General features: G+C 62.4%; 24 protein-coding genes, 1 tRNA gene and 2 pseudogenes. 17 read left to right on the plus strand and 10 right to left on the minus strand.

The genetic code is table 11. The features are described from left to right. The first annotated feature begins 311 nt into the window (after nt 1-311). A complete protein-coding gene (locus tag H8S57_RS09735; RefSeq protein WP_186907895.1) occupies nt 312-1157 on the plus strand; it encodes an NYN domain-containing protein in 846 nt (281 codons plus the stop codon). Nucleotides 1158-1271: 114 nt separating this feature from the next. On the opposite strand, the gene H8S57_RS09740 is transcribed toward H8S57_RS09735, so the two are convergent. Then, nucleotides 1272-2099: a C40 family peptidase gene (locus tag H8S57_RS09740; protein ID WP_186907896.1), complete on the minus strand. Its 828-nt coding sequence runs from the start codon at nt 2097-2099 to the stop codon at nt 1272-1274. A gap of 296 nt (nt 2100-2395) precedes the next feature. Between H8S57_RS09740 and H8S57_RS09745 the strand changes: the two genes are divergently transcribed. Both H8S57_RS09745 and H8S57_RS09750 read left to right on the plus strand, forming a co-directional pair. Beyond that, a complete protein-coding gene (locus H8S57_RS09745; protein WP_186907897.1) occupies nt 2396-3397 on the plus strand; it encodes a helix-turn-helix transcriptional regulator in 1002 nt (333 codons plus the stop codon). Continuing rightward, complete coding sequence (locus H8S57_RS09750; RefSeq protein WP_186907898.1) at nt 3394-3801, plus strand: GNAT family N-acetyltransferase; 408 nt, start codon at nt 3394-3396, stop codon at nt 3799-3801. Before H8S57_RS09745 ends, H8S57_RS09750 begins: the two co-directional genes overlap by 4 nt. A gap of 18 nt (nt 3802-3819) precedes the next feature. Here H8S57_RS09750 and H8S57_RS09755 read toward each other — a convergent pair whose 3' ends face one another. The 4 genes from H8S57_RS09755 to H8S57_RS09770 all read right to left on the minus strand — a co-directional run bounded on the left by H8S57_RS09755 (nt 3820) and on the right by H8S57_RS09770 (nt 5907). Next, the gene (locus H8S57_RS09755; protein ID WP_186907899.1) at nt 3820-4677 is read right to left on the minus strand and encodes a GNAT family N-acetyltransferase; all 858 of its coding nucleotides are present in this window, start codon (nt 4675-4677) and stop codon (nt 3820-3822) included. A gap of 12 nt (nt 4678-4689) precedes the next feature. After that, the gene (locus H8S57_RS09760) at nt 4690-5124 is read right to left on the minus strand and encodes a GNAT family N-acetyltransferase (protein ID WP_186907900.1); all 435 of its coding nucleotides are present in this window, start codon (nt 5122-5124) and stop codon (nt 4690-4692) included. A gap of 230 nt (nt 5125-5354) precedes the next feature. Next, on the minus strand, nt 5355-5687 hold the full coding sequence (locus H8S57_RS09765; protein WP_186907901.1) for an arsenate reductase family protein: 333 nt from the start codon (nt 5685-5687) through the stop codon (nt 5355-5357). Between the two features lie 4 nt (nt 5688-5691). Further along, nucleotides 5692-5907, minus strand: a complete 216-nt coding sequence (locus tag H8S57_RS09770; protein ID WP_186907902.1) for a DUF1653 domain-containing protein — start codon at nt 5905-5907, stop codon at nt 5692-5694. 133 nt (nt 5908-6040) lie between these two features. Between H8S57_RS09770 and H8S57_RS09775 the strand changes: the two genes are divergently transcribed. Further along, entirely contained in the window at nt 6041-8371 is a 2331-nt protein-coding gene (locus H8S57_RS09775; RefSeq protein WP_369807611.1) for a sugar phosphate nucleotidyltransferase, read from the plus strand. Between the two features lie 258 nt (nt 8372-8629). Next, entirely contained in the window at nt 8630-10288 is a 1659-nt protein-coding gene (locus tag H8S57_RS09780; RefSeq protein ID WP_186907904.1) for a ribonuclease J, read from the plus strand. Nucleotides 10289-10363: 75 nt separating this feature from the next. On the opposite strand, the gene H8S57_RS09785 is transcribed toward H8S57_RS09780, so the two are convergent. Continuing rightward, a complete protein-coding gene (locus H8S57_RS09785; RefSeq protein WP_186907905.1) occupies nt 10364-10525 on the minus strand; it encodes an N-acetyltransferase in 162 nt (53 codons plus the stop codon). Between the two features lie 76 nt (nt 10526-10601). Between H8S57_RS09785 and H8S57_RS09790 the strand changes: the two genes are divergently transcribed. Continuing rightward, on the plus strand, nt 10602-11726 hold the full coding sequence (locus H8S57_RS09790) for a cysteine desulfurase family protein (protein WP_186907906.1): 1125 nt from the start codon (nt 10602-10604) through the stop codon (nt 11724-11726). A 4-nt stretch (nt 11727-11730) separates the two neighbouring features. Beyond that, complete coding sequence (locus tag H8S57_RS09795) at nt 11731-13131, plus strand: MATE family efflux transporter (RefSeq protein ID WP_186907907.1); 1401 nt, start codon at nt 11731-11733, stop codon at nt 13129-13131. A 115-nt stretch (nt 13132-13246) separates the two neighbouring features. Here the strand turns inward: H8S57_RS09795 and H8S57_RS09800 are convergent, their stop codons facing one another. Both H8S57_RS09800 and H8S57_RS17360 read right to left on the minus strand, forming a co-directional pair. After that, a complete protein-coding gene (locus tag H8S57_RS09800; RefSeq protein WP_207723759.1) occupies nt 13247-14287 on the minus strand; it encodes a S66 family peptidase in 1041 nt (346 codons plus the stop codon). Continuing rightward, on the minus strand, nt 14284-14742 hold the full coding sequence (locus tag H8S57_RS17360; RefSeq protein WP_287879013.1) for a GNAT family N-acetyltransferase: 459 nt from the start codon (nt 14740-14742) through the stop codon (nt 14284-14286). The genes H8S57_RS09800 and H8S57_RS17360 overlap by 4 nt, the downstream gene beginning before the upstream one ends. Before the next feature lie 225 nt (nt 14743-14967). Here H8S57_RS17360 and hrcA point away from each other — a divergent pair, with 225 nt between their 5' ends. The 9 genes from hrcA (at nt 14968) to H8S57_RS09850 (ending at nt 23857) form a co-directional block, all read left to right on the plus strand. Beyond that, the gene (gene hrcA / locus H8S57_RS09810; protein WP_186907908.1) at nt 14968-16020 is read left to right on the plus strand and encodes a heat-inducible transcriptional repressor HrcA; all 1053 of its coding nucleotides are present in this window, start codon (nt 14968-14970) and stop codon (nt 16018-16020) included. A 13-nt stretch (nt 16021-16033) separates the two neighbouring features. Then, nucleotides 16034-16585 carry a nucleotide exchange factor GrpE gene (gene grpE / locus H8S57_RS09815; RefSeq protein ID WP_186907909.1) on the plus strand — a complete coding sequence of 184 codons (552 nt, stop codon included), beginning with the start codon at nt 16034-16036 and terminating at the stop codon, nt 16583-16585. Nucleotides 16586-16707: 122 nt separating this feature from the next. Continuing rightward, nucleotides 16708-18570, plus strand: coding sequence for a molecular chaperone DnaK (gene dnaK / locus H8S57_RS09820; protein WP_186907910.1), 1863 nt, complete (start codon nt 16708-16710; stop codon nt 18568-18570). 96 nt (nt 18571-18666) lie between these two features. Continuing rightward, nucleotides 18667-19833, plus strand: coding sequence for a molecular chaperone DnaJ (dnaJ, locus tag H8S57_RS09825; RefSeq protein WP_186907911.1), 1167 nt, complete (start codon nt 18667-18669; stop codon nt 19831-19833). Between the two features lie 56 nt (nt 19834-19889). Further along, nucleotides 19890-21815, plus strand: coding sequence for a glycosyltransferase family 39 protein (locus tag H8S57_RS09830; RefSeq protein WP_186907912.1), 1926 nt, complete (start codon nt 19890-19892; stop codon nt 21813-21815). Between the two features lie 42 nt (nt 21816-21857). Next, nucleotides 21858-22649 carry a histidinol-phosphatase HisJ family protein gene (locus H8S57_RS09835; protein ID WP_186907913.1) on the plus strand — a complete coding sequence of 264 codons (792 nt, stop codon included), beginning with the start codon at nt 21858-21860 and terminating at the stop codon, nt 22647-22649. 14 nt (nt 22650-22663) lie between these two features. Beyond that, a complete protein-coding gene (gene rpiB / locus H8S57_RS09840) occupies nt 22664-23101 on the plus strand; it encodes a ribose 5-phosphate isomerase B (RefSeq protein WP_186907914.1) in 438 nt (145 codons plus the stop codon). Nucleotides 23102-23168: 67 nt separating this feature from the next. Beyond that, nucleotides 23169-23684, plus strand: coding sequence for a DUF6512 family protein (locus H8S57_RS09845; RefSeq protein ID WP_186907915.1), 516 nt, complete (start codon nt 23169-23171; stop codon nt 23682-23684). A 96-nt stretch (nt 23685-23780) separates the two neighbouring features. Then, a tRNA-Arg gene (locus H8S57_RS09850) sits at nt 23781-23857 on the plus strand. Nucleotides 23858-24159: 302 nt separating this feature from the next. On the opposite strand, the gene H8S57_RS09855 is transcribed toward H8S57_RS09850, so the two are convergent. Together H8S57_RS09855 and H8S57_RS09860 are read right to left on the minus strand one after the other, a co-directional pair. Further along, on the minus strand, nt 24160-25044 hold the full coding sequence (locus tag H8S57_RS09855; protein WP_186907916.1) for an IS1595 family transposase: 885 nt from the start codon (nt 25042-25044) through the stop codon (nt 24160-24162). Nucleotides 25045-25204: 160 nt separating this feature from the next. Beyond that, nucleotides 25205-25504: pseudogene (locus H8S57_RS09860) on the minus strand (transposase); the annotation flags it as partial. A gap of 26 nt (nt 25505-25530) precedes the next feature. Between H8S57_RS09860 and H8S57_RS17365 the strand changes: the two are divergent. Next, nucleotides 25531-25698 (plus strand): annotated as a pseudogene (locus H8S57_RS17365) (relaxase/mobilization nuclease domain-containing protein); the annotation flags it as partial. Nucleotides 25699-25729 lie beyond the last annotated feature (31 nt).

The raw sequence follows: 25729 nt of genomic DNA on the forward strand, positions 1-25729 counted from the left end.
TCCAGCTCAGTGTGCCGGTCTTAAACTGTCCAAAAAGCGCAAACGGGAGCTTTTGCTCGTTGCGTAGAGATATTGGCTGATTTTTGGGTCCTAACTTTTCATGTTTACTTTACAGTGCCAAAGATAGGGCGGCATGCCGGCTTCTTCTTCGAAGCCTCCCTGCCCCCTTTGGCGACTACATTATAGTTCTCGCCCCGAAAAAGTCAAGTTGCTTTTTAAAGTTTTTTCGCGTTTTACGGCTTTTGACTGGATTTGATTGCCAATTGCAGCTGTTTTGTGCTATACTACTTTTGAAACAAGGAGGGACCGACATGCCCGACAATCCCAACGACCTGCGTCTGGCGGTGCTCATCGACGCGGACAACGCCTCCCGCACCGCCATGCGGGACGTGATGGCGGAGATCGCCGTTTACGGCACCCCTACCATCAAGCGCATTTACGGGGACTGGACCACCCCCAACATGGCCTCCTGGAAACCGATCCTGCTGGAGAACGCCATCACCCCCATCCAGCAGTACGGCTACACCACCGGCAAGAATTCCACCGATTCGGCCATGATCATCGACGCCATGGATATCCTTTACACCGGGGAGGTGGACGGCTTCGTGCTGGTCAGCAGCGATTCCGACTTCACCCGCCTGGCCGTGCGCCTGCGGGAGGCAGGCAAAAAGGTCTACGGCATGGGAGAGCGGAAGACCCCCTCTCCCTTCATCGTGGCCTGCGACAAATTCGTCTATATCGAGGTCATCCGTTCCGCCGCGGACCAGGCGCGGGCGGAGGAACAGGCCCGGACGGAGCCTCCCAGAGAAGAAAAGACCGCAAAAACCAAGAAAAGCTCCAAGAAAAAGCCGGAAGATCCCTCCCCGGCCCCCGAACCGGAGCCGTCCGCTCCCGGGCCCGCCGACGGCGTGCCGCCGGAGATCATTACGCTCATCGCGGACTCCCTGGATATGCTGGCCGACGAGGACGGGTACACCTTTATGGGGGATCTGGGCAATCTGCTGGTGAAAAAGCAGCCCGATTTCGATCCCCGGAACTTCGGCTTTTCCAAGCTCACCAATCTGGTACGCGCGCTGGACCGCTTCGAGGTGGACGTGCGCCAGACCAGTCTGCCCCACGTGAAGCACATCTTTGTCCGGGACAGGCAGCGCAAATAAAAAAGAACGGCGTTTCCCGGCAGGTCTGCCGGGAAACGCCGTTCCGCTTGCCAGAAAGCCCTTCGGAGTCTTTCCATCAGGGAGAGGACGGCCGTAAAGCCGCCGTTTTCCGCCTCATTCTTCCAGCGGAAACACGCTCCCCACCGCCGTGAGGGACTGGGCCAGATCGGACCGGTAATCGGGCGCCAGCGGGTCCAGGCTGTTGATCACCACGCCGCTGCTCCCCGCCCGGGCGGTGGAGTGGAGATACCGCCCCCCGCCCAGATACAGCGCCACATGTCCGGGGAAAAAGAGCAGGTCGGCCACGTCCATCGTTTCCCGGGGAATCTCCCGCACGGGGAAGCCGGGGACGATCTGCGCGTCCCGATACAGGAGCACGCCGTTTGCAAACCAGGCCATAAAGGTCAGGCCCGAGCAGTCCAGCCCCAGAGAGGACTTGCCGCCCCAACGGTACTGGACGCCCAAGTAGGCCAAGGCCGCGTCGGCCACCCGGCGGCGCAGGGCCGCCGGGTCGATTTGAGGCGCCGTTTCGTAGTATTCTTCCAAAAAATCACGTTTTGTATAGCCCGTCCGGCCATCGGGAAGGGCCAGCTCCTGCCAGCCTTCCTCCGCCTCTCCCAGAGGGGCCGCCAGGCTGCCCCGCAGCAGCGTGGTCATGACGCATCCCTGGACGGCGGGGCGGTCCAGCACATCGGCGGCCGCCTTCCAGACGAGCCGCTTTTCCCGCTCCGCCCAGCGCGCCGCTCCCCCCTCCCCCACCGTCAGGGCCCAGGCGGGGGCAAACCCCTCATAGCGGTACCGGGTACGCACCCGGAACCACCCGGGGCAGGGCTGCTCCAGCAGTTCCAGGGGCCAGCCGCACAGCGCCTCGTCGGCCAGGGGCGCATCGGCCTGGGGACGGACATGGAGGGGGCAGATGGGAACGCAGACCACAGCTCTCATACAAAAATCCTCGCTTTCTCAGGCAGCATACGGTATACTATACCTGCCTGCTGAAGAAGCCGCTTTGCGGTTTCTTCGCGCGGCAGCAGCCTTTTTTACACCCTTCAGGCCTTGCTGCAAAGCGGTGCCCGGCGGGGCTCGGACGATCCCGTCCGCTCCCCGTACTCGAACAGGGGCAAAGCGCCTGAAACGCCCCGCCCCTCAAGGGCCGCGGCTTTGTTTCGTGCCCGCCTCGGAAAAGTCCGATCTATCGGACCTCTTCTCCGTTAGGATAAGCATAGGAAGGAGGAATGGATATGGCGAGAAGCCCCAACCAAAAACGCAAACTGCTCTGCCTGTGCCAGCTTCTCTGGGAGCGCACCGACGAGGAGCATCCCCTGACCGTACAGGAGCTCATCGACGCATTGGAGGGCATGGATATCCATGCCGAGCGCAAGAGCATCTACGATGATATGGAGACGCTGCGCACCTTCGGCCTGGACGTGCAGAGCCGCAAGGGGAAGGCTCCGGGCTGGTTTCTGGGCGAGCGTCCCTTTGAGCTGCCCGAACTCAAGCTGCTGGTGGACGCGGTGCAGGCCTGCCGTTTTATCACCCGCAGGAAGAGCGACGCGCTCATCCGCAAGCTGGAGTCCCTCTCCAGCGTCCATCAGGCCCGCCAGCTCCAGCGGCAGGTCTATGTGGCCGGGCGTGTGAAGGCGATGAACGAGAGCGTCTATTACACCATCGACAAGCTCCATACGGCCCTCAACGCCCGCCGGGCGGTGACCTTCAAATACTTCGAGTACAACATGCGCAAGGAGAAGGTCTTCCGCCGGGACGGGAAGCGCTACGCCGTGTCCCCCTACGGACTGATCTGGGACAACGAGAATTATTACCTGGCCGGATTTGACCACGCCAGGCGCGAGATGCGCCACTACCGGGTGGACAAGATGGCGGAACTGGCCGTGACCTGCCTGCCCCTTCAGGGGGACGAGGCGTGCCGGAACTTCGATATTGCATCCTATTCCCAAAAACACTTCGGTATGTTTTCCGGCCGGGAGGGACAGGTGCGCCTGCGCTGCCGCAGCCACCTGGTGGGGGTGGTGCTGGACCGCTTCGGCCAGGAGGCCATTCTCATCCCCGATGGGGAGGATCGGTTCACCGTCACCGTCTCCGCCGTGGTCAGCCCCCAGTTTTTGGGCTGGATCTTCGGCCTGGGCGACGGGGTGGAGGTCTGTTCCCCGGCCTGGGCGGTGGACGAGCTGAACGCACAGCTGCAGGCCGTACAGCGCCTGTACCGGAAGGAGGAATCTCTGTGAACGGCATTCCGATCGACCCCTGCGGCACGGACACGGCAGACTGGGTCCACGACCGCATCCGGGCGTATAACGCCCAATATATCACCGACTGCGGCGAACTGAATTTCTGCGTCCGGGGGCCGGACGCAGCGCCGCTGGGCGGCATTGCCGCCTCCCGGGACCTGGACTGCGTGACGGTGGACTTTTTGTATGTGGAGCCCTCCGCCCGCGGGGACGGCCTGGGCGCCGCCCTGCTCCGCCGGGTGGAGGAAGAGGGACGGCGCCAGGGCGCCCGGCGCGTTCTGCTGAACACCTTTTCGTTTCAGGCGCCGGGCTTTTATGAAAAGCAGGGCTACCGCTGTTTCGGCGCTCTGGAGCCCTGCTTCGGGACACATGGACAATATTTTTTCTGCAAAGAGCTGTAGCGTCCCGCTGCGCCGCCGTCACAGCGCCATGCGCCAGTAATCGCACCGTGCGGTCTCCCGGAAGCCGCAGGCGGTATACAGTCCCAGCGCACGGTCGTTGACCGCGTCCACCTCCAGCCGGATGGGCAGCTCGGTCTCCCGCCGGACGCGCGCCAGGACCAGCGCCAGGATCGACCGGCCGATCCCCCGCCCCTGGAGGGCGGGCTCCACACAAAAGTCGCAGAGGTAGGCCTCCCCGCCCTCGGTGTTGCAGAACAGGTGCCCCGCCACGCGTCCATCCAGCCGCGCGGCATAGCCGCTCACAGCAGGCGCGGTAAAAAAGCGCTCCACCTTCTCTCTGGAATCGGCCGCCGCGTCCCCGAAGGCGGCGGCCGAGAGCTCCGCCAGCCGGGGCAGCAGTTCCCGCGTCGCCGGCTCCAGCTCCAGAGGCAGGACCGGAACGGCCGGCGCAGCCGTCCGGTCATATTCCATCAGATATTCCGTATGGTGGCGCTCCACTGGAAAGCGCTTGAGCACTTCTCCCCCGCTGGCGCACACCGGCTCGTGGAAGAACAGCACCGAAGAGACGCCGAAGCGTTCCAGCTCTGCCCGGGCGGCGGCAAAGAGCGCGGTAAAGCGCCCCTGCCGCCGCAGGTCGGGGCGGACGAAGGCGGTTACCTCCGCCTCCCGCGCATCCGGCTGGAACAGCGTCAGAACGGCCGCCAGCGCCTGCCCCTCATAGCCCAGGAAAAAGCAGTCCATCTCCCCAAAGTGGTTGAGCTCCCCCGAAAGGAACACGCTGTGTCCAAAGGGCTCCGCCCGGCGGCAGGTCTCCTGCAGGGACCGGATCTGCTCCTGCTGCCGCGCCGTCAGGGCGTGGGTCTGGATCCATTTCATAGCGCTTCCTCCTTACCAATCCAGGCGCATGATATGCTCTGCGCCGAATACCTGACCGGTGAAACGAAAGCCGGCGCGCTCATAGAGCGCCACCGCCGCCGCGGCCTGCCGATGCACGCCCAGAAAGACCCGGCTGCGGGTGGCGTCGGCACGCATCCGCTCCAACACAAGCGCAAGCGCCGCCGTACCGCAGCCTCTCCCCTGGAAGCGCGCGTCCACCATCAACCGGTAGATCCACCACTCCCCGTCGTCCCGGTCCACGCAGTACATAAGAAAGCCCACCGGCGTTTCCCCGTCATAGATGGCCAGGGGAATACACTCGCTCTGCACTTTGGACTGGGCGATGGAAACGGCGTTGGAGGTACAAAACTCCGCCTGCTCCGGCCGGACGGACAGGTCGATGACGTCCCAGAATTGTTCCATATGAATTTCCTGTAGTGTGATCATTTGCAGTTCTCCTTTCCAATTTGGGCGCAAAAAGGCCCGGGGCGGATCGCTACCGCTCCGGGCCCTTTTTCACTGCAGCTGCGAAATGCGCAGAACATCACACGGCAGAACGGGCAGGGAGCGGCACGGTTTTGACGGTCTTTTTCATATGCCCACTCCCTTTCATTTCCTTTGTCGGCAGAACCTGCCGCCCGTTCACTATACCACGGCATCGCGCACCCGTCAAGCCCTCATTCCCAGTTTTTCCAGACCTCAGGCCGATAGCCCACGGTGGCCTGCCTGCCGTTGCGGACGATCGGGGTCTTGAGCAGGCGCGGATCGGCCAGCAGCTTCTCCAGCTTGTCCGCGTCGCAGGCTAGATAATTCAGCAGGGCCGCATCCGGGTGCTTGGGGTCAATGAGCGCCTGCAGCCCCACGGCGTTCTTCACGCTGCTGAGCTCCCCGGGGCTGATGCCGTACTTCACCAGGTCGATGGATTGGAACTTGACCCGCCGCTCCTTGAAATACCGCTCAGCCTTCTTGGTATCAAAGCATTTGGATTTGCCGAAGATCTGAAGGTTCATGTCCCTATTCCTCCACAAACACAAAACGGGGGCCGGAATAGCCGTCCCGCTCCACAAGTTCGCCCCACATGGCCGCCGGACGCACCCACACGCCCCCCTCGCCGTAAAGGGCCTGGTAGACCACCATGCGTTCCAGCGTCTCCGAATGGCAGGCGGTCGTGAGCACACGGTATTCCTTTCCCTTGAAATGCCGGTATTTCCCCGGACGAATCTCTTCCATATCGGCCTCCGAACCAACTTTTTGCTCATTTTAGCACAGTCTTTCCAGAAAGACAAGTTTGACGGGCTAAATCCCCTGCAGACGGGCAATACTAGCGGAAAACGCCTGAAAGGATGGTTTCCGTTTGAAAGCCGTGATTTTGGCCGGGGGAGAGGGGACGCGTCTGCGCCCTCTGAGTCTGGGACTGCCCAAGCCCATGACCCCCCTGTTCGACAAGCCCGTGATGGAACACATCATCTCCCTGCTGCGCCGCAGCGGCATTACTGAGATCGCCGTCACGCTCCACTACATGCCCCGGGCGGTCACCGATCATTTTGGGGACGGGGCCGTCCAGGGCGTGCACCTGCGCTACTTTACCGAGACGGAGCCCCTTGGTACCGCGGGCGGCGTAAAAAACTGCATGCCCTTTTTGGGGGACGAGGACTTTCTGGTCATCAGCGGCGACGCGGTGTGCGACCTGGACCTGAAGCAGGCCATGGACTTCCACGCCACCCGCCGCCCGGCGGCCACCCTGGTGCTCCACCGGCACCCCACGCCTCTGGAATACGGCCTGGTGCTCACCGACCCGGAGGGCCGGGTGGAGCGTTTTGTGGAAAAACCGGCCTGGGGACAGGTCGTCACCAATCAGGTCAACACCGGCATCTATCTGCTCACCCGGCGCGCCATGGATCTGGTGCCCGAGGGCAAGCCCTTCGACTTTGCCCGGGACCTGTTTCCAGCGCTGATGGAGCGCGGCGAGGCCCTGTACGGCTGTGTGAGCGAGGGCTACTGGTGCGATATGGGAGACTGCAGGGCCTATCTGGACTGCGTGGCCGACGCGCTTTCAGGCAAGGTGAAGCTGGATCTGGGCGCGGCCCGGGTGGCGCCCGGCATCTGGTCGGCCAGTCCTCTGCCTGCCGACGTGGAACTGGTGCCCCCCTGCTATCTCGGCGCCAACGTGACCGTAGGCCCCGGCTCCCTCATCGGCCCCCACGTAGCGTTGGGCGCGGGAAGCACCGTGGGCAAGCGCGCGCTGATCCAGCGCAGCGTGTTCCACGGCGCATCGGCGGGCGACCGCACCACACTTTACGGCGCCATTCTGTGCAAGGATGCCCGTGTCCATACCGGAGCCGTCCTCAACGAAGGCGCGGTGCTGGGCGAAGGGGCCGCAGCCGGCCGGGACGCGATCCTGCTGGAGGGGGCCAGGGTCTGGCCCCGCCGGGTGGTGGGCGACGGGGTGCGGCTGGGCGCCTGCCTGACCTCCGGTTCCCTTTCGGGGCCCCCCTCCTTTTCCGACGGTGGGATCCTCCGGGGCTCCATTGGGGAAGAGCTGACGGCAGAGGTGCTGCTCCTGCTGGGCGGCGCCCTGGGCGCCGAAGGCACGGTAGGCGTCGGCCACTGCGGCGGCGAGGGCGCCCGGATGCTGGCCCAGGCGGCCTGCTGCGGCGTCTGCGCCGCCGGGGCCAAGGTATTGGAGCACGACGCCGCCGGTCCCTCCGCGGCGGCCTGGCTGGCGGAAAACTGGTCCCTGCCGGTCTCCCTGTTTGTGGAACAGGTGGAGGATATGGCCTACCTGCGCCTCTTCGACCGGCAGGGCCTGCCCCTTGGCCGGGCCAAGGAGCGCAAGCTGGAGGGCGCCCTTCTTCGGGGCGAGCAATCCCGCGTCCCGGCCTGCCGGGTAGGGCGGCGGGAGATCGTCTCCGGCGTGGGGGCGGCCTATTCCGCCGACGCCGCCCGCCGCGCCCGTCTCAGCCGCGCCCCCCTGCGGCACACGGAGGTATCGGTGCTCGGCCGGACGGCGGCTGACCGGTACCTGGCAGAGGCGCTGTCCGCCCTGGGCTGCTGCGTAGGCCGGCAGGCCCGGCCCGGCGTGCCCGCATTTCGCACCCAGCGGGGCGGCCTGCGGCTGCTGGCCTGGGACGAGGAGGGCGAACCGCTCTCTCCCGAGGTTCTGCTGACCATCGTGGCGCTTATCGAGTACGAGGCGGGCGAAGGGAACGTGGCCGTCCCCCCCGACGCCCCCGCCGCCATCGACGCCGTGGCCGAAGCCTTCCACGGCAGCGCTTTGCGCCTGAACCGGGACGGCGAGCGCGCCCGGGCGCGCTATGCCCAGCTGCCCTGGCTGCGGGACGCCCTGTTCGCCGCCTGCCGTATCTGCGCCCATATGGGCGTGACGGGCGAGCGGCTGCACGCGCTGGCCGGAAGGGTCCCCCATTTTTCCCTCTGCCGCCGGGAGGTGGCGCTCCGGGGCGACCGGGGCGCGGTGATGCAGGCCCTGGCGGAGGGCCTGCCCGGACTGGAGGATACCGGAGCGGGACTGCGCCTGCGGCAGGGGGAGAGCTGGGTGTATCTGGCCCCGCTCACCCGGCGCGCGGCCCTGCGGGTGGTCGGCGAGGCCGTCAGCGCGGAGCTGGCCCGGGAGCTGTGCGATTTTTACGCCGGAACGGTCCGGGCGCTGGACCCTGATCCGTCCGGCCAAAAATAAAGGTATACTTTTCCTGCAAATTGTGGTATACTGATATTGATTGATTTGGCTTTATGCGCGGCAATCGCGCTTTGATAAGGCAGGACACAGCGGGCATACCTTGCGCCAGGCGGTCTGGTGCAGCCCTTTTTCCCGGCGAGGCAGGGCCGGGAAGAACGGGTCGGCGACCGCCTTTCTTTTGGTGCGCCCAAAGCCGCCGCTGTGTCCTTACATACCGTTTGATAACGTTCAATTTGAAAAGGAGTGTTCCATACTTTTATGGCAGAAAAACTGAAAATTATTTCCCTAGGCGGCCTCAACGAGATTGGCAAGAACCTGACCGTATACGAATACGGCGGGGATATGATCCTCGTAGACGTGGGCATGGGATTTCCGGACGACGACATGTACGGCATCGATGTGGTCATCCCGGACTTTACCTATCTCATCAAAAACCGCGAGCGCATTCGGGGTATCTTCCTGACCCACGGACACGAGGACCACATCGGCTCCATCCCCTACTTGCTGCGGGACGTGAACGCCCCCATCTACGCCACCCGCATGACGGCGGGCCTGGTAAAGCTGAAGCTGGAGGAGCACCGCCTGCTGGACAAGACCAAGCTCATTACCTGCGAGGCGGGCGAGGTCGTCCGCGCGGGCAAATTCTCCGTGGAATTCATCCACGCCAACCACTCCATCGCCGACGCGGTGAGCTTCGCCATCAAGACCCCCGTGGGCACGGTGGTCCATACCGGCGACTTCAAGATCGACCCCACACCCATCCAGGGCGGCATGATGGACCTGGGCCGCCTGGGACAGCTGGGCAAGGAGGGCGTGTTGGCCCTGCTGGCCGACTCCACCAACGTGGAGCGCCCCGGCTTCACCAAAAGCGAACGCAGCGTGGGCGCGTCCTTTGACGCACTGTTCCGGGGCTGTGAGCAGCGGATCATTGTCACCACCTTCGCCTCCAATGTGGACCGCATCCAGCAGATCATCGACGTGGCCGCGCGGTACGGACGGAAGGTGGCCGTCACCGGCCGCAGCATGGAGAACGCCATGCGGGTGTCCACTGAGTTGGGCTATATGAAAATACCGGACGGCGTGCTGGTGGACCTCAACCACATCAAGAGCCTGCCCAAACACAAGATCTGCATCATCACCACCGGCAGCCAGGGCGAGACCATGTCCGCCCTGACCCGCATGGCCTTCAACACCCACCGTCAGGTGGATATTCAGGCCGGCGACCGGGTCGTCATCTCCGCCTCCGCCATCCCCGGCAACGAAAACTCCATTGGAAGCGTCATCAATGAGCTCTACCGCAAGGACGCCGAGGTGGTCAATGAGCGGCTGGGCGCGCTCCACGTTTCCGGCCATGCCTGCCAGGAGGAGCTGAAGATCATCCATGCGCTGGTCAAGCCCAAGTTCTTCATCCCCCTCCACGGCGAGCAGCGGCATCTGAAGACCCACGCCAAACTGGCCCAGGAGATGGGGATGGACCCCCGGCACATCATCATCAGCGACATCGGCAAGGTCATCGAGCTGACGCCCAACTCCGCCAAGATCAACGGCACCGTGCCCGCCGGCCGGGTATTCGTGGACGGCTACGGCGTGGGCGATGTAGGCAGCGTGGTGCTGCGGGACCGCAAGCATCTGGCCGAGGACGGCATGATCGTGGTGGTGGTCTCCATGTCCGGCGAGGACGGAAGCGTCATCTCCGGCCCCGATATCATCACCCGCGGCTTTGTCTACGTGAAGGAGTCCGAGGGACTGATGGAGGAGCTGCGCCGGGTGGCTGTCAACTCCTTGGAAAACTGCCGGCGGGATTCCCGCTCCGACTGGGCCGCCATCAAGACCGAGGTCAAAAACGCCCTGTCCAATTTCCTCTACAAGAAGACCAAACGCAATCCCATGATCCTGCCTGTTATCATGGAGGTATAAGCGTTCCAGGAATCGGAAAGCGGGGTCCGGCCTTTGGCCGGACCTCCGCTTTCCGATTCTTCTGCCGGGGGAACATCACAGGACCAGCTCGTAGAGCAGATAGTCCGTGGTACCAGTATCCTCATAGAACAGTTTCAGGGTGGTCCTGTACTGAAAGCCCATCGCGGTATACAGCTTCTGCGCGGGCAGGTTGGTGCCCAATACGTCCAGCCGCAGCGCCTGGCAACCGGCGGCCAAGCTTGACTTTCCTCCTCCCGGGCGATACAATAAGCGAACGCTGTATCGTACGAACTCTGCTGAGAGGTGACTGTTTATGCCCGCCTATCTGGACAACGCCGCGACCACCCGTGTCTGCCCCGAGGCCGCCCGGGCCGCGCTGGAAGTGATGACCGAGGGGTTTGGAAACCCCTCCTCCGGTCATGCTGCGGGCCGCGCGGCCGCCGCGCGGCTGGCGGAAGACCGGGCCGTTGTGGCCCAGCGGCTGGGCTGCGCGGCGGAGGAGCTGTATTTCACCTCCTGCGGCACGGAGGGGGACAACTGGTCCATTCATGCCGCCATGGAGTTCAACAAACGCCGGGGCAGGCATATCGTGGTATCCGCCATCGAGCACTCCGCCGTGCTGGAGCCGGTCCGCGCCCTGGCCGCCCAGGGCTGCGAGGTCACGTACCTCAAGCCGGACAAGAGCGGGCGCATCCGCTGCGAAGATCTGCAGGCCGCTCTGCGGCCCGACACGGCGCTGGTATCCCTGATGCTGGTCAACAACGAGCTGGGCACCCTGCAGCCCGTGCGGCAGGCCGCCGAGGCCATCCGCCGCTCCGGCTGCCCCGCTCTGCTCCACACCGATGCCGTGCAGGCTTTTTTGAAGGTCCCCTTTACTCCGGCGGAGCTTGGAGCGGACCTGCTCACCGTCAGCGGCCATAAGATCCGCGCCCCCAAGGGGATCGGCGTTCAGTACGTCCGCCGGGGGCTGGAGCCGTCCCCCCTGCTGCTGGGGGGCGGTCAGGAGCAGGGCCGGCGCCCGGGGACCGAGCCCACCGCTCAGATCGCGGCCCTTGCCGCCGCCTGCCGCGCCTGGGACGATTCCTTCCCGGCTCACCTGTCCGCGCTGAAACAGTATGCGCTGGAAACCCTCGCGGCCGTCCCCGGCCTGGAGGTGGTCTCCGCCGGAGACGCCCCCCATATCTGTGCCGTCAGCCTGCCCGGCTACCCCAGCGAGATGCTGGTACGGGACCTGAGCGACCAGGGTGTATCCGTCTCCTCCGGCTCCGCCTGCCACAAGGGTAAGCCAAGCCATGTGTTTGCCGCGCTGGGCCTGCCCAAGCGCACCCTGATGGGGGTGCTGCGCATTTCCTTTTCTCCGGAAAATACCCGTGCCGATGTGGACGCCCTGCGGGATGGGTTGATCCAAATCACTAAAACCAGGATCGCAATGAGGTGACCGTTTGTTTTCTTACCTGAAACGCGGCCGCGGCTTTTACCGAAACGTGGTACTGCTGGGCCTGCCCATTCTGCTGCAAAATCTGACCACCACCTTTCTGGGCCTCATCGACACCTTCATGGTGGGTACCCTGGGCGAGGCCCCTCTGGCCGCCGTACTGGTGGCCAACACGCCGGTGTTTGTCATCCAGCTGGTCATCTTCGGCCTGCAAAGCGGCTCCTCGGTGCTCATCAGCCAGTTCTGGGGCAAGGGAGACACCGACTCCATCAACCGCGTCATCGGTCTGGGCTGTTATGCGGCGGGCGCCATCTCCGCGCTCTTCGCGGCGGTGATGTTTTTCCTGCCGGAGCAGCTGATGGCCGTCCTCACCGACAATGCCGAGCTGATCCCCCTGGCCGCCGACTACGCCCGCATCGTGGGCTTTTCCTATCTGTTCAACAGCATCACCGGCGTATATGTGGGGGCCCACCGCTCCATGGAAAACCCCAAGCTGGGGCTGATCGTCTTCTCCATCTCCATGTGTGCCAACACGGTTTTGAACTGGGTCTTCATTTTCGGCAACCTGGGCGCCCCGGCTCTAGGGGTCACCGGGGCCGCCGCGGCCACTCTGACTTCCCGTATCCTGGAGTTCGCCATCATGGCGGTCTACGCCCTGACCAACCGCCGCTTCCGCCTGCGCCCCGCCGCCATGCTCCGCCCCGGCCTGCCGCTGCTGCAAAAATTCATCCGCTACTCCAGCCCGGTAGTCCTCAACGAGACGCTGTGGGGCCTGGGCACCTCGGTCTACAAGGTCATCTTGGGCCACATGGAGGGCTCCACCGAGATCCTGGCCGCCCGCGCTCTGGCGGGCAACATCGAAGACATTTGCTCGGTGGCTGTGTTCGCCGTGGCGGGCACCGCCTCCATTATCATCGGCCGGGAGATCGGCGCGGGCCGGCGGGACACCGTCTATGAGGTGGGGGCCGCGCTGAATACGCTGGCCATGCTGTGCGCCCTGGCCATCGGGATCCCTATGGTCCTGTGCGCCTGGTTCGTCTTCCCCGGCCTGCTCTATCCCATCTTTCACCTCTCCGGCGCCGCCGGCTCCATCACCACTATGATGCTCACGTTCACCGGCATATTCCTGGCCCTGCGTTCCTTCAACTCCGTCAATATCGTAGGCGTGCTCCGGGGCGGCGGCGACGTGCGTGCCGCTACCGCCATCGATCTGATCCCGCTCTGGTGCGCGGCGATCCCGGCGGCGGCTTTCCTCGGGCTGGCGCTCCGCCTGAGCGTCTTTTGGGTCTTTGCGGGGATCGAGCTGGAGCAGGTCGTGAAGTTCGGTTTCGGCGTGCGGCGCTTCCGCTCCCGGGAATGGATCAACGACGTAACGCAATTTGCCAAATCAGAACCGGGGACGGCGTAACGCCGTCCCCGGCAAGAATCGAGCCCTGTCCGTCATGCATCCCTCTGTCGAAAAAGGCCAAAGGCCTTTTTCGACAAACTGCGGGGACGGCGTTACGCCGTCCCCGCAGACTGTCTTATTCTGATTTTGTGGCGCTCTCCAGCAGGGTGAGCGTCTTTTTTTCGCAGTCCAGCTCCGCGGGAACCCCGATGGGCAGCACACCGATGGGGGCGGCGTGGCCGAAATTCAAATTATAGAGGATGGGAAGCTCGCTTCGCCCGGCCTCTTCCGCCACCACCTGACGCAGGGCCTGCTTATACTCTTCATAGTAGGCCTCGTCCTGGGGCTTGCCGAACAGAATTCCGCTGACCGCGTCCAGGACCCCCTGGGCCGCCAGATTGCGCAGGGCCCAGGTAACGAAGGTGGGCGAGGGCTTATCCTCGCTGGTCTCCAGAAACAAAAGCGCGCCCCTCCATCGTTCCGGCGCGGGCCAGACCGGCGTACCGGCCGCCATCATGAACACGTCGATACAGCCGCCCAACAGAGGACCGCGCACCGTACCGCGCCCCTGAAGCAGCTCGTAGCCGTGCACGTCCGGCCGCAGGATCTTCCGCCGGTCCATATTCTCCTCCGCCCAGGGCACAAAGGTATCGCTCCAGAGGGGGCTGGGCTTGATCTGGTAACCCGCCGTATCCCCAAAAAGCACATCCCGCACCGCTTGGGCGGTATAATCGAACATGGCCCCGTACTCCCCGAATTCGCACAGGACGGAAGGACCGTAAAAGGAGGTCACGCCTGCCTTAAGCATCATAAAATGGTTGATGGTGGTATCGGAATAGCCCATAAAAATCTTGGGATGGGCGGAAATCACCGCATAGTCGATATAAGGCAGCAGCCGGATGGTATCGTCCCCGCCGATGGCGGAGAAAATAGCGGCGATGGAGTCATCCCGAAAGGCGTCCATCAGGTCCCGGGCCCGCAGCTCCGGATGCGCGTGGACAAAGGCCGCACCCTTCAGCGCGTGGGGCATGGGACGCACGCGCAGGCCGAAGTCCTCTTCCAGCCGCCGCTTTGCAATCAAATACCGGTGGAGCAGCTCCGCCTCCCCCAGGCCGCCCCAGGACAGGCTGACCACCGCCACCGTATCCCCGGCCTTCAGCCGCACGGGCCGCTTCATAATTCCAGCTCCATCCGGACGTCGGAGAGCTGGAACCACTTGTCCGAATACTCCACGTATTGAAAGCCGAAGTCCTCATAGAGCCTGAGCGCGTCCTTGAGCTTATGGTTGGAGGTGAGCACCATCCGGCGCTGCCCCGCGTCCCGGGCGGCCTGGATGACCGCTTCCATCAGCGCGCGGCCGACGCCTTTTCCGCGGAATTCCTCCCGCACCCCAAGCTTGAGGGCCTCGCACACGCCCTCCCCCTGGAGTTCCAGCATCACCATACCCACAATCTGCTCCCCCCACCGGGCCAGCAGCACCCGTCCGCCGTCCGCCAGGAAGCGCTCCGGCGCGGCCAGCATCTCCAGGTCCACCGGCTCCAGCAGGTCGTGCTCCAGCAGCCAGGGCAGGGAGATCTCTTCCAGCTCGTGTTGATAGCGGGGATCATAGTCGATGATCGCAAAGGCATCCACGTCGGTCAGCCCTCCTTTATTCTTCGTTTAGCATACCATAGGTTCCCCCGTGCCGTCAATCTCTCCTGCTTTCGCATTCCCGCGACTCAGGTGCGTTTTCCCGGCCCGCCCGCCCCGTTCATATTTAATTTACATCCGGCCTATTGACTTTTCGGGGGGACGGTGGTACATTATCTTTAGCACTCAGAGATGTTGAGTGCTAAAATCATACGGGAGGCGGCGCAAATGGATTTGACGGAACGAAAAAAGCGGATCCTGCGCGCCATCATCGAAAGCTACATCGAGACGGCGGAACCGGTGGGTTCCAAGGCCGTCGCCGCAAATATCGGCATAGAGGTCTCCTCTGCCACCATCCGCAACGAGATGGCCGACCTGGAGTCCATGGGGCTTTTGGAAAAACCCCATACCTCCGCCGGGCGTGTGCCCTCTCCCCTGGGGTACCGGCTGTACGTCAACGAGCTGATGGAAGAACATAAGCTCTCCATCCAGGAGACGCAGCGCATCAACCAGGCCCTGCGCATGAAGATGCGGGAGCTGGACCGGGTGCTCACCGAGGCGGGCCGCGTGGTGTCCCAGTTGACCAATTATCCCGCTTTCGCCCTCTCCTCCGGCTCCGGCCGGGTGACCATCCGCCGCTTTGACCTGCTGATGGTGGAGCGCAATGCCTTTATCATCGTGGTGATGACCGATACGAATATCGTGCGCAACCGGCTCATGCGCCTGCCCTCGGACTTGACCGAGGCCCAATTGCAGATGCTCAATACTCTTTTGAATACGACCTTCACGGGCCTGTCCCTGGAGGAGATCACCCCGGAGCTGATGCGGGTGGCCCAGCATGCCGCCGGCGAGGCTTACGGCCTGATCAGTCTGGTGGTCTCCTTTGCCATTGAGGTGCTGGAGGCGCTGGAACAGCGCACCGTACACACCTCGGGCATCACCCATCTGCTGGAGCTGCCGGAGTACCGCAGTCTGGACCGGGCCCAGCCGCTGATGAGCTACCTGTCCGACGAAAACGACCCCGCCCACTTCCCCATTCCCAAGGACAACCCCATGGATATCCTGATCGGCCCGGAAAACGTAGCCGACGCGCTGAAGGATTCCAGCGTGGTGGTGGCCAGCTATGACATTGGGGACGGCATGCGGGGCGTTATCGGCGTGGTGGGCCCCACCCGTATGGATTACGCCAAGATCACCGCCCGGCTTTCCTATCTGGCGGAAGGGCTCTCCCGGCTGTTCGGCCGGGGGGAGCTGCCCGGCGGCACAGACGATAAGAAATAGGAGATGACCTCTTATGCGCGAGAAGAACGAAATGCCCAAGGACGAATTGGAGCAGGAGCCGCCTGCGCCGGAAACGCCCGGAGCCGCCGCGCCGGATGCCGGAACGGACGTCCCCGATCCCCTGCTGGAGGAGCTGGAGACCCTGAAAAACAGTCTGGCCGATCAGGAGGATAAATTTCTCCGCCTGGCCGCCGAGTACGATAATTACCGCCGCCGCAGCCAGAAGGAAAAGGAATCCGCCTGGGCGGACTCCAAGGCGGAGACGGCCGCGGCTTTTCTGCCGGTATACGATAATCTGGAGCGGGCGCTCAAGCAGGAGACCAGCGACGAGGCCTACAAGAAGGGCGTGGAGATGACCATGGCCCAGCTGCGGGAAGTCCTCTCCAAGCTGGGTATCGAGGAGATCCCCGCCCTGGGCGAGGCCTTCGACCCCAATCTTCACAACGCCGTGATGCATGTGGAGGACGAGGCAGCCGGAGAAAATACCATCGTGGACGTGTTCCAGGCGGGCTTCCGCTCCGGCGACAAGGTCATCCGCTTTGCCATGGTGAAGGTCGCCAACTAGCCCGAAGCGCGGAGCAGCCGCCCGTCGCGGAGGGCGCGCAGCAGGACGCCCAAGCGCCCCGTCCGCGCCCCGGATTTCTTTTGTTAAAACAAAACCCTGATAAATATTGGAGGAACGGAATTATGTCTAAAATCATCGGTATCGATCTCGGTACGACCAACTCCTGCGTCGCCGTCATGGAGGGCGGCGAGGCCGTTGTCATCCCCAACGCGGAGGGCAACCGCACCACCCCGTCCGTGGTGGCCTTCTCCAAGGACGGCGAGCGTATGGTGGGTCAGGTGGCAAAGCGCCAGGCCATCACCAACCCCGACCGGACCATCTCTTCCATCAAGCGTGAGATGGGCTCCAACTACAAGGTGACCATCGACGGCAAGAATTATACGCCCCAGGAGATCTCCGCCATGGTGCTGGGCAAGCTCAAGGCGGACGCCGAGGCCTATCTGGGCCAGAGCGTCACGGAAGCCGTCATCACCGTGCCCGCCTACTTTACCGACGCCCAGCGCCAGGCCACCAAGGACGCCGGACGCATCGCGGGCCTGGATGTCAAGCGTATCATCAACGAGCCCACCGCCGCAGCCCTGGCTTACGGCGTGGACAAGGACTCCGACCAGAAGATCATGGTCTACGACCTGGGCGGCGGCACCTTCGACGTGTCTGTGCTGGAGGTCGGCGACGGCGTGATCGAGGTGCTGGCCACCGCGGGCAACAACCGCCTGGGCGGCGACGACTTTGACAAGTGCGTCATGGATTGGATGGCCGCCGAGTTTAAGAAGGACACCGGCATCGACCTGAGCGGCGACAAGGTGGCCATGCAGCGCCTGAAGGAGGCTGCCGAGAAGGCCAAGATCGAGCTTTCCGGCGTCACCTCCACCAATATCAATCTGCCTTATATCACCGCCGACGCCACCGGGCCCAAGCACCTGGACCTGACCCTGACCCGGGCCAAGTTCGACCAGCTGACCGCCCATCTGGTGGAGGCGACCGCCGGCCCCGTCAAGCAGGCGATGAGCGACGCCGGCCTCTCCTCGGGCGAGCTGGCCAAGGTCCTGCTGGTGGGCGGCTCCAGCCGTATCCCCGCGGTTCAGGACATGGTCAAGAAGCTCACCGGCAAAGAGGGCTTCAAGGGCATCAACCCCGACGAGTGCGTGGCCATCGGCGCGGCCCTGCAGGGCGGCGTTCTGGTGGGCGACGTGAAGGGCCTGCTGCTGCTGGACGTTACCCCCCTGTCCCTGGGCATCGAGACCATGGGCGGCGTGATGACCAAGCTCATCGAGCGCAACACCACCATCCCGGCCAAAAAGAGCCAGGTGTTCACGACCGCCGCCGACAACCAGACCTCCGTTGAGGTCCACGTGCTCCAGGGCGAGCGTGAGATGGCCCAGTATAACAAGACCCTGGGCCGCTTCAACCTGGACGGCATCGCCCCCGCCCGCCGCGGCGTGCCTCAGATCGAGGTCACCTTCGACATCGACGCCAACGGCATCGTCAACGTATCCGCCAAGGATCTGGGCACCGGCAAGGAGCAGCACATCACCATCACCTCCTCCACCAACATGTCCAAGGAGGACATTGACAAGGCCGTCAAGGAGGCCGAGCAGTTTGCCGCCGAGGACGCCAAGAAGAAGGAAGAGATCGACGTCCGCAATCAGGCCGACCAGGTGATCTACCAGACCGAAAAGGCTCTGGAGGACGCCAAGGACAAGATCGACGCCGGCGACAAGGCCACGGTGGAGGCTGCGCTGACCAAGCTGAAGGACGCCATGAAGGGCACCGACGTGGAGGCGATCAAGGCCGCCACTGAGGAGGCCAGCAAGGCTTTCTATCCCATCGCGGAAAAGATGTACCAGCAGGCCAATCCTCAGGGCGGCCAGGCAGGCCCTGACATGGGCGGCGCCAATTTTGCCGGCGGCGCTCCGGGCGGCAGCAATACCGACCCCAATGTGGTGGACGCCGACTACGAGGTCGTGGACGACGACAATAAGTAACGAATCCGAAAAGCGGCGGGGCGGAGATCGCCCCCCTACCAAAACGTAGGGCGGGGGCTTGCCCCCGCCGCTTTCCGCGTAAAGAGGTGAACACCAATGCCTGAACAAAAAAGAGACTATTACGAGGTCCTCGGCGTGTCCAAGGGCGCCACGGACGACGAGATCAAGAAGGCCTACCGGAAGCTGGCCAAACAGTACCACCCGGACCTGAACCCCGGCGATAAGGCCGCCGAGGCCAAGTTCAAAGAGGTCAACGAGGCCTACGAGATCCTCTCCGACAAGGAGAAACGCGCCAAGTACGACCAGTTCGGCCATGCGGGGGTGGACCCCAACTTCGGCGCGGGCGGCGGCTTCGGCGGCGGCTTTACCGGCGCGGATTTCGGGGACTTCGACCTGGGCGATCTGTTCGGCTCCTTCTTCGGCGGCGGCTTCGGCGGCGGCAGCGGCTCGGGCCGCGCCCGCAGCGGCCCCATGAAGGGCGACAACCTGCGCTCCTCGGTGACGATTTCCTTTGAGGAGGCCGCGTTCGGCTGCGAGAAGGAGATCGTCCTGAACCGCACCGAGTCCTGCGACGCCTGCAGGGGCAGCGGCTGTGAGCCGGGTACCACCGCAGAGATCTGCCCCGACTGCCGCGGCGCCGGCACCGTGCGCATTCAACGGGGCGGGGGGGCCTTTACCTTCGCCACCACCGCCACCTGCCCCAAGTGCGGCGGCACGGGCAAGCTCATCCACTCTCCCTGCAAATCCTGCGGCGGCAGCGGGAGTGTGCGGCGGCAGCGGAAGATCACCGTCAACATCCCCGCGGGCATCGATAACGGCCAGGCGGTCTCCCTGCGCGGCCAGGGCGGCGCGGGCAAAAACGGCGGTCCGGCGGGCGACCTGCTCATCGGCGTCACCGTGCGTCCCCATCCCCTGTTCAAGCGGGACGGCACCTCAGTCTATCTGGACCAGCCGGTCTCCTTCCTCCAGGCCACCTTGGGCGCAGAGCTGGAGCTGCCCACCATCGACGGCAAGGTCAAGTGGAGCCTGCCCGCGGGCACGCAGCCCGGCGCTACCTTCCGTCTGCGGGGCAAGGGGATCCCCAGCGTCAACGGCCGGGGCCGGGGCGACCAGTACGTCACTGTGAACGTTACGGTTCCCACCGGTCTGACCCATGAGCAGAAGGAGGCGCTGCAGGCCTATGGCCAGGCCATGGGCGAGATTCCCGCCGCTGCCGAGGACGGTCTGAAAGGTTTTTTTGACAAGAAGAAGAAAAAGAAATAAAATAGGGGACGGATGCTGATCCGTCCCCTATTTCAGCTGTTTCGGAGGTGTCGGCCATGGGCCCCATCCGCTTTATCGTATATCTGTTCCCGGTCCTGACCATCGCGGCGCTGTTCTATTTCTTCGTCTGGTACTGGCAGGCCACCCGCACGCCGCTGGCCGCTCCTGGTTCCAGCGGGTCCGTACCCAGGCGCCGCTTCACCTTTGCAGGCAAATGCCACCCTATGGCGCGCCGGGATGCGCTGCCCCTGCTTGTGATCACGACGCTTTATGCATTGACCGCTTTCGCTCAGCTGGGCTCCATGAAAGCGCCTCAGTCCGCCCTGGATCTGGGCGGCACGGAAAGCCATACCATCGTTCTGCCTCAGGAGGTCTATGTAGCGAACCTCTGGTATTTTCCAAATCTGGGCACTGGAGAATACAATCTGGAGATCTCCGCCGATGGAGCGCATTGGTCCACCCTCTGGTCCCGAACCGATGAAAGCGGCAGCGTCACCTCCTACTACTGGGCCGATGCCGCCGGATATGAACCCAGCTACGCCATGTCCCAGAACTACAATCAGCTCTTTAAATGGATTGAACTGGCCCCGGAAAATCCCCAGTACGTCCGGTATCTGCGCCTCACGGGGCGCTCCGACAAGGGTCTGCTGGAGCTGGGGGAGCTGGCCCTCTTCGACCACAACGGAACACGGGTCTCCACAAACGACTCCGCCGAGCCGCTTCTGGATGAGCAGGACACGGTCCCAGACGCGATCTCCTGGTTCAATTCAGCCTATTTCGACGAGATCTACCACCCCCGCACTGCGTTGGAGCACATCGAAGGGGTGTCCCCCTACGAGATCTCTCACCCGCCGCTGGGGAAGCTGATCCTCGGTCTTGGCATCCGCCTGTTTGGGATGACGCCCTTCGGCTGGCGCTTCATGGGCACCCTGTTCGGCGTGGCCATGCTGCCGCTGCTGTATGTGTTTCTGAAAAACCTGTTCGGCAGGACGGCGGTGGCCGCCTGCGGCACCGTGCTGCTGGCTGCCGACTTTATGCACCTGACCCAGACCCGCATCGGCACCATCGACACTTACGGGGTGTTCTTCATCCTGCTGATGTACTATTTTCTATACCGCTATCTCACCCTGCCCGCCGGCGCCCCCTTTCGGAAGTGTGCTCTGCCGCTGTTCCTCTCCAGCTTGTTCTGGGGGATCGGCGCAGCCTCCAAGTGGACGGTGATCTACGGCTGTGTGGGACTGGCGCTGCTGTACTTCATCGGACTGTACCAGAAGCTGCGGGATTGGCCCCGGGAAGAGCGTCACGCCCGTACCGCCTGGACGTTCCGGCTTCTGGCCTTTTCGGTGCTGTGCTTTGCCCTGATCCCGGCCGTCATCTATGTGCTCTCCTATTACCCCTACGCCCAAGCCAAGGGGGACACCAGTCTGAGCGGCTGGCTGGGCGTGATGTGGGAGAATCAGAAGTATATGTTCTCTTACCATAAGGGCGTGGTGGACACACACCCCTATTCCTCCCGCTGGTATCAGTGGATCTTGGACATCCGTCCCATCCTCTACTATCTGGACTCCTCCCTGCCCGGCTACACCACCCGGTCCGGGGCCTTCCTCAACCCGGTGGTCTGCTGGGGCGGCCTGCTGGCCATGCTCGCCGTCGCCGTGCGCATGGTCCAGCGCCGCTGCGGCAAGGCCCTCTTCATCCTGGTGGGCTATCTGTCCCAGCTGGCCCCCTGGTTCCTGATCGGGCGCATCACCTTCGCTTATCATTATTTCCCCTCTGTGATCTTCCTGATCCTGGCATTGTGTTATGTGTTCCGCGACCTGGCGGAACGGGAGGACGCCGTCCGCTGGAAACCTGCCGTCTATGCCCTGACCGGCGGCGCCGCGGTCCTCTATGCCATGTTTTATCCCGTACTGGTGGGCATTACGGTACCCACATGGTATACCACCTGCTTCCTGCGCTGGTTCCCTTCCTGGCCCTTCTGAGGCTTTGGGCCTCGCTCACTTTTTTCTGGAGGTTTCTCACCCATGCTTCTTACGGATTATCATACGCACAGCGTCCTCTCTCCGGACGGAAACGTGCCCCTGGCCCGGATGGCGGATGCCGCCGTGGCGGCGGGTCTGGGAGAGCTTTGCATCACCGATCACTGCGACCTGATGGACCAGGACGGCGGGCGCGTGTACGGCTACAACTGGCCTGCCGCAGTATCCCAGTTCCGCGAGACCGTCCCCATGTTCCAGGGCCGGTTGAACCTCAGGCTTGGTCTGGAATTTGGCGTTCCCCATGTGGACCGTACGGCCGCAGAGCAGATCCTTTCCCTGCCGGAGCTGGACTTTGTCATCGGTTCCGTCCACAACCTAAGCCCCGCGCGCGGCGGGCGCGATTTCTATTTTGTTGATTATCCGGACGCGGACGCCTGCTATGCCGCCCTGGACGACTATTTTGCCTCCATGTCCGTTCTGGCCTGCACCGATCTGTACGATGTGCTGGGGCATATCATCTACCCGCTGCGGTACATGCACACCCCAGTCTCTCTGGAGCGTTACCGGGAGACGATCCGCACGATCCTGCGCAAGGTGGTGGAGGGCGGCCGCGGCATTGAGATAAACACCTACCGCGGCCGGACCATTGCCGACTGGCAGCCCATTCTGGAGCTCTACCGGGACTGCGGCGGCGAGATCGTCACCGTAGGCTCGGACGCACACCTGCCGGAGCACGTGGGGCTGGGGATATCGGAGGCCTGCGCGCTGCTGCAGCAGACTGGCTTCCGCTATCTTGCCACCTATGAAAAACGCAAGCCGGAACTGCACCGGCTGTAAGGAGGATATGAAACATGAAAATTGCAATGGGCAGCGACCACGGCGGCTTTGCGCTCAAGCAGCATCTCAAGACCTATCTGGAGAACAAGGGCTGTCTGGTGGAAGACTGCGGGACGGATTCCACACAGAGCTGCGATTACCCCGACTTCGGCCGTTTGGCGGCGGAAGCCGTGGCCTCCGGCCGGTGTGAGCGGGGCATCGTCATCTGCACCACCGGTATCGGCATCTCCATTTCCGCCAACAAGGTCCGCGGCATCCGCTGCGCGCTGTGCTCCGAACCGCTCTCCGCCGAGATGACCCGGCGGCACAACGACGCCAACATGCTGGCCCTGGGCGGCGGCATGATCGGCCCCAATATGGCCGAGCGCATCGTGGATGTGTTCCTCTCCACCGCATTCGAGGGCGGCCGCCATCAGCGCCGCGTGGATAAGGTAATGTCCATCGAGGGATAATTTCCCCGGTCTATTCCCGGGCAGACAGGCATACCCTCCAAATGAGAAGAAATGAGGGGGTATCGTCATGTCCCGTCTGTCCAAATCTGCGCTGCTGCTGTTTGTGGTCGCTACGCTGGCCGGAGCCTGTCTCCACTTTGTCTACGCGCTGTTTCCAAACGCCGTCACCGCCTGCTTTTCTCCCGTGCAGGAGAGCCTGTGGGAACACCTGAAGCTGCTGTATTGGCCCTATCTGGCCGCCAGCCTTCTGCTGGCCCGGAACGAGGGCTGGGATACCCTGCGCGTCCGCGCCCTTACGCTGCTGCTGTGCTGTGCTGCGGCGTTGGCCGCAGGTTGGCTGTATCATATCATTTTGGGCGGTGAAGCGCTGTTTTTTGACGTGGCGCTGTATGTGCTGACCATGGCGGCGGCGTTCCTGCTGCCTGGCCTGCTCCGGCAGTTTCCGCTCGCCCGGCGAGGACTTTGGCTGCTGCTGGCCGTTGCCCTGGGCGCCGCCATTCTGCTGTTTACGTTCCTGCCGCCATCCGGTCCGCTCTTCCTTGACCTCACCGCCGTCAATACCTGGCATACGCTCCCCTGCTGAATCGAAAAAAGGAATGGTTGTCGTTCCGAAAATTTTGCTTTACAAACGCGAAAAAGATTGCTATAATAATCAGGCACGTTGATAAGCGTGCCCTGAGCGCCCGTAGCGCAATTGGATAGAGCGTCAGATTCCGGTTCTGAAGGCTGGGGGTTCGAGTCCCTTCGGGCGTACCAAAGAAAACCTTGTAATCTCAACGGTTACAGGGTTTTCTTTTGTTTTCGTTTAATGTGTTATGTGCTAATATGATACCAATTTTCGAGGTTAAACTTAGCGTTTGAGGTTAAAAATCTGCGAAATTTTACAGCACGGCGCACCAAAAAACATCCCCCGGACACCAGCACAGGGTATCCGGGGGTGGGTGAGAGTGGATGTTGGGGGAGCGAAGAAGGGGTAGAGTGAGGATTGTGAAAGGTTAAATTGACTATTATAAACGACGAACCATAATTTATGCAGACATTGTATTAATGGAATATGGTTATCCCCTTGAGTAAGCCAACGAGGAATTAGAAACAGCAATGACCAAACGGTCAAGCAAATGGGCCCCAAAGTTACGCCGGCTAAACCGGAAGCAATACTCATTGAGATAATCGCCCAGATACTTCTGCGGCAGCCCGTGGTAGGTACCCAGAATAAAAGCCTTGGCGTTGCCGATCATGATGTGCAGCCAGCGGAGCATCCCGCTGTCAGGAGCATAGGCTTTGGGTCGGTGGTCATACCCCGCCAGAGCTGGACTATAGCTGCGGTAGCCATCACTGAGAATGGTGCTGCCCTTTTCGATGCTGGTCTGGGCAAACCGTTTCACAGAGGCTTGCTTAATATTGTCCGTAGGCTTCATCTTGAGATACTGGGGATGGCCCTTGTCAGTCAAAGACAGCGCCACGAAAACCTTTGCTTTTTCAGTTCCCCGGCCGCGCTTCTTGCCCTTGGTCGGGCCACCGAAGAAGGCGTCGTCAAACTCAACCGTCCCACCGAGGATATGGGTATCGTCCCGCTGTCCCATGGCCCTTCTGAGCCGAGCCAAGAGATACCATGCCGCCTTGTAAGTGACGCCGATGACCTGGCTGAGCCGGACGGCGGAGATCCCGCGCTTGTCCTGGGACATGAAATACATGGCCAGGAACCATTTCGTCAGAGGAAGATGGCTGCGGTGCATGACCGTGCCGACGGTAACGGAAGTCTGGTGGCGGCAGGTGCCGCACTGGATCATCCCGTTAGAGAGTCGATAATGCTTATTGCCACCGCACTTCGGACACTGAAAGCCGTTCGGCCACCGCTTCTGTTCCAAGTAATCCCGGCACTGCTCTTCTGTGGCAAATCTCTTCTGAAGCTCGTACAACGACAATCCCTTTTGCCTCGGCATGACTCTTTTCCCCGCTTTCCCGTCATCATGCCTTCATTTTATCAGCTCAACTGTCCTATTTTCAGGTCTTGGCCCTGGCTGACTAAAAGGGATAACCATTTAATGGAATATAGGTAGTGCGTAAAATTCTGTGTAAAGACCGAAGGCAGGTGAAATGCAATTAGAGGGTGATTGGCACCCTGTGGCCGAAATAAATCATGAGATGGTCGAGAATCGTGCCCCAATTACGGATGGGCATCGTCCATTTTTCAGTGATGTTGATCGTCGCCAAATACAGAATTTTCATCAGAGCGTCATCGGAAACAAAGGCGCTCTTCGTCTTTGTCACCTTGCGCAGCTGGCGATTGAAATTCTCAATGGCATTGGTCGTGTAAATGAGCGTGCGAATTTCAGGAGGATACTTGAACATAGTCGAAAGCTCAGGCCAGTTTACCCGCCAGCTCTTGACTCCGAGAGCATAAGCGCACCGGGCAGAACCGCCGCACGGTTAGTCTGGCTATCGACATTCAATCAAAGCTTCAACGAAAAGGGCCGGGATATGAACGGTGGGCTAAGGTATTCAATCTAAAACAGATGGCCGCAGCCCTTGCCTATTTGCAGGATAACAACCTTCTGGAATATGAGCAGTTGGAGAAAAAAGCGGCTTCGGCAACAGAGTGTTTTCATTGATATAGCGGTACACCTC

This window comes from Lawsonibacter hominis, assembly GCF_014287895.1.
Classification (GTDB): domain Bacteria; phylum Bacillota; class Clostridia; order Oscillospirales; family Oscillospiraceae; genus Lawsonibacter_A; species Lawsonibacter_A hominis.

Excerpts from the sequence above, each read along its gene's own strand:
- H8S57_RS09735 (WP_186907895.1), top strand. The coding sequence starts at position 312 with ATGCCCGACAATCCCAACGACCTGCGTCTGGCGGTGCTCATCGACGCG.
- H8S57_RS09740 (WP_186907896.1), bottom strand. The coding sequence starts at position 2,099 with ATGAGAGCTGTGGTCTGCGTTCCCATCTGCCCCCTCCATGTCCGTCCC.
- H8S57_RS09745 (WP_186907897.1), top strand. The coding sequence starts at position 2,396 with ATGGCGAGAAGCCCCAACCAAAAACGCAAACTGCTCTGCCTGTGCCAG.
- H8S57_RS09755 (WP_186907899.1), bottom strand. The coding sequence starts at position 4,677 with ATGAAATGGATCCAGACCCACGCCCTGACGGCGCGGCAGCAGGAGCAG.
- H8S57_RS09760 (WP_186907900.1), bottom strand. The coding sequence starts at position 5,124 with ATGATCACACTACAGGAAATTCATATGGAACAATTCTGGGACGTCATC.
- H8S57_RS09765 (WP_186907901.1), bottom strand. The coding sequence starts at position 5,687 with ATGAACCTTCAGATCTTCGGCAAATCCAAATGCTTTGATACCAAGAAG.
- H8S57_RS09770 (WP_186907902.1), bottom strand. The coding sequence starts at position 5,907 with ATGGAAGAGATTCGTCCGGGGAAATACCGGCATTTCAAGGGAAAGGAA.
- H8S57_RS09780 (WP_186907904.1), top strand. The coding sequence starts at position 8,630 with ATGGCAGAAAAACTGAAAATTATTTCCCTAGGCGGCCTCAACGAGATT.
- H8S57_RS09790 (WP_186907906.1), top strand. The coding sequence starts at position 10,602 with ATGCCCGCCTATCTGGACAACGCCGCGACCACCCGTGTCTGCCCCGAG.
- H8S57_RS09800 (WP_207723759.1), bottom strand. The coding sequence starts at position 14,287 with ATGAAGCGGCCCGTGCGGCTGAAGGCCGGGGATACGGTGGCGGTGGTC.
- hrcA (WP_186907908.1), top strand. The coding sequence starts at position 14,968 with ATGGATTTGACGGAACGAAAAAAGCGGATCCTGCGCGCCATCATCGAA.
- grpE (WP_186907909.1), top strand. The coding sequence starts at position 16,034 with ATGCGCGAGAAGAACGAAATGCCCAAGGACGAATTGGAGCAGGAGCCG.
- dnaK (WP_186907910.1), top strand. The coding sequence starts at position 16,708 with ATGTCTAAAATCATCGGTATCGATCTCGGTACGACCAACTCCTGCGTC.
- dnaJ (WP_186907911.1), top strand. The coding sequence starts at position 18,667 with ATGCCTGAACAAAAAAGAGACTATTACGAGGTCCTCGGCGTGTCCAAG.
- H8S57_RS09830 (WP_186907912.1), top strand. The coding sequence starts at position 19,890 with ATGGGCCCCATCCGCTTTATCGTATATCTGTTCCCGGTCCTGACCATC.
- H8S57_RS09835 (WP_186907913.1), top strand. The coding sequence starts at position 21,858 with ATGCTTCTTACGGATTATCATACGCACAGCGTCCTCTCTCCGGACGGA.
- rpiB (WP_186907914.1), top strand. The coding sequence starts at position 22,664 with ATGAAAATTGCAATGGGCAGCGACCACGGCGGCTTTGCGCTCAAGCAG.
- H8S57_RS09845 (WP_186907915.1), top strand. The coding sequence starts at position 23,169 with ATGTCCCGTCTGTCCAAATCTGCGCTGCTGCTGTTTGTGGTCGCTACG.
- H8S57_RS09855 (WP_186907916.1), bottom strand. The coding sequence starts at position 25,044 with ATGCCGAGGCAAAAGGGATTGTCGTTGTACGAGCTTCAGAAGAGATTT.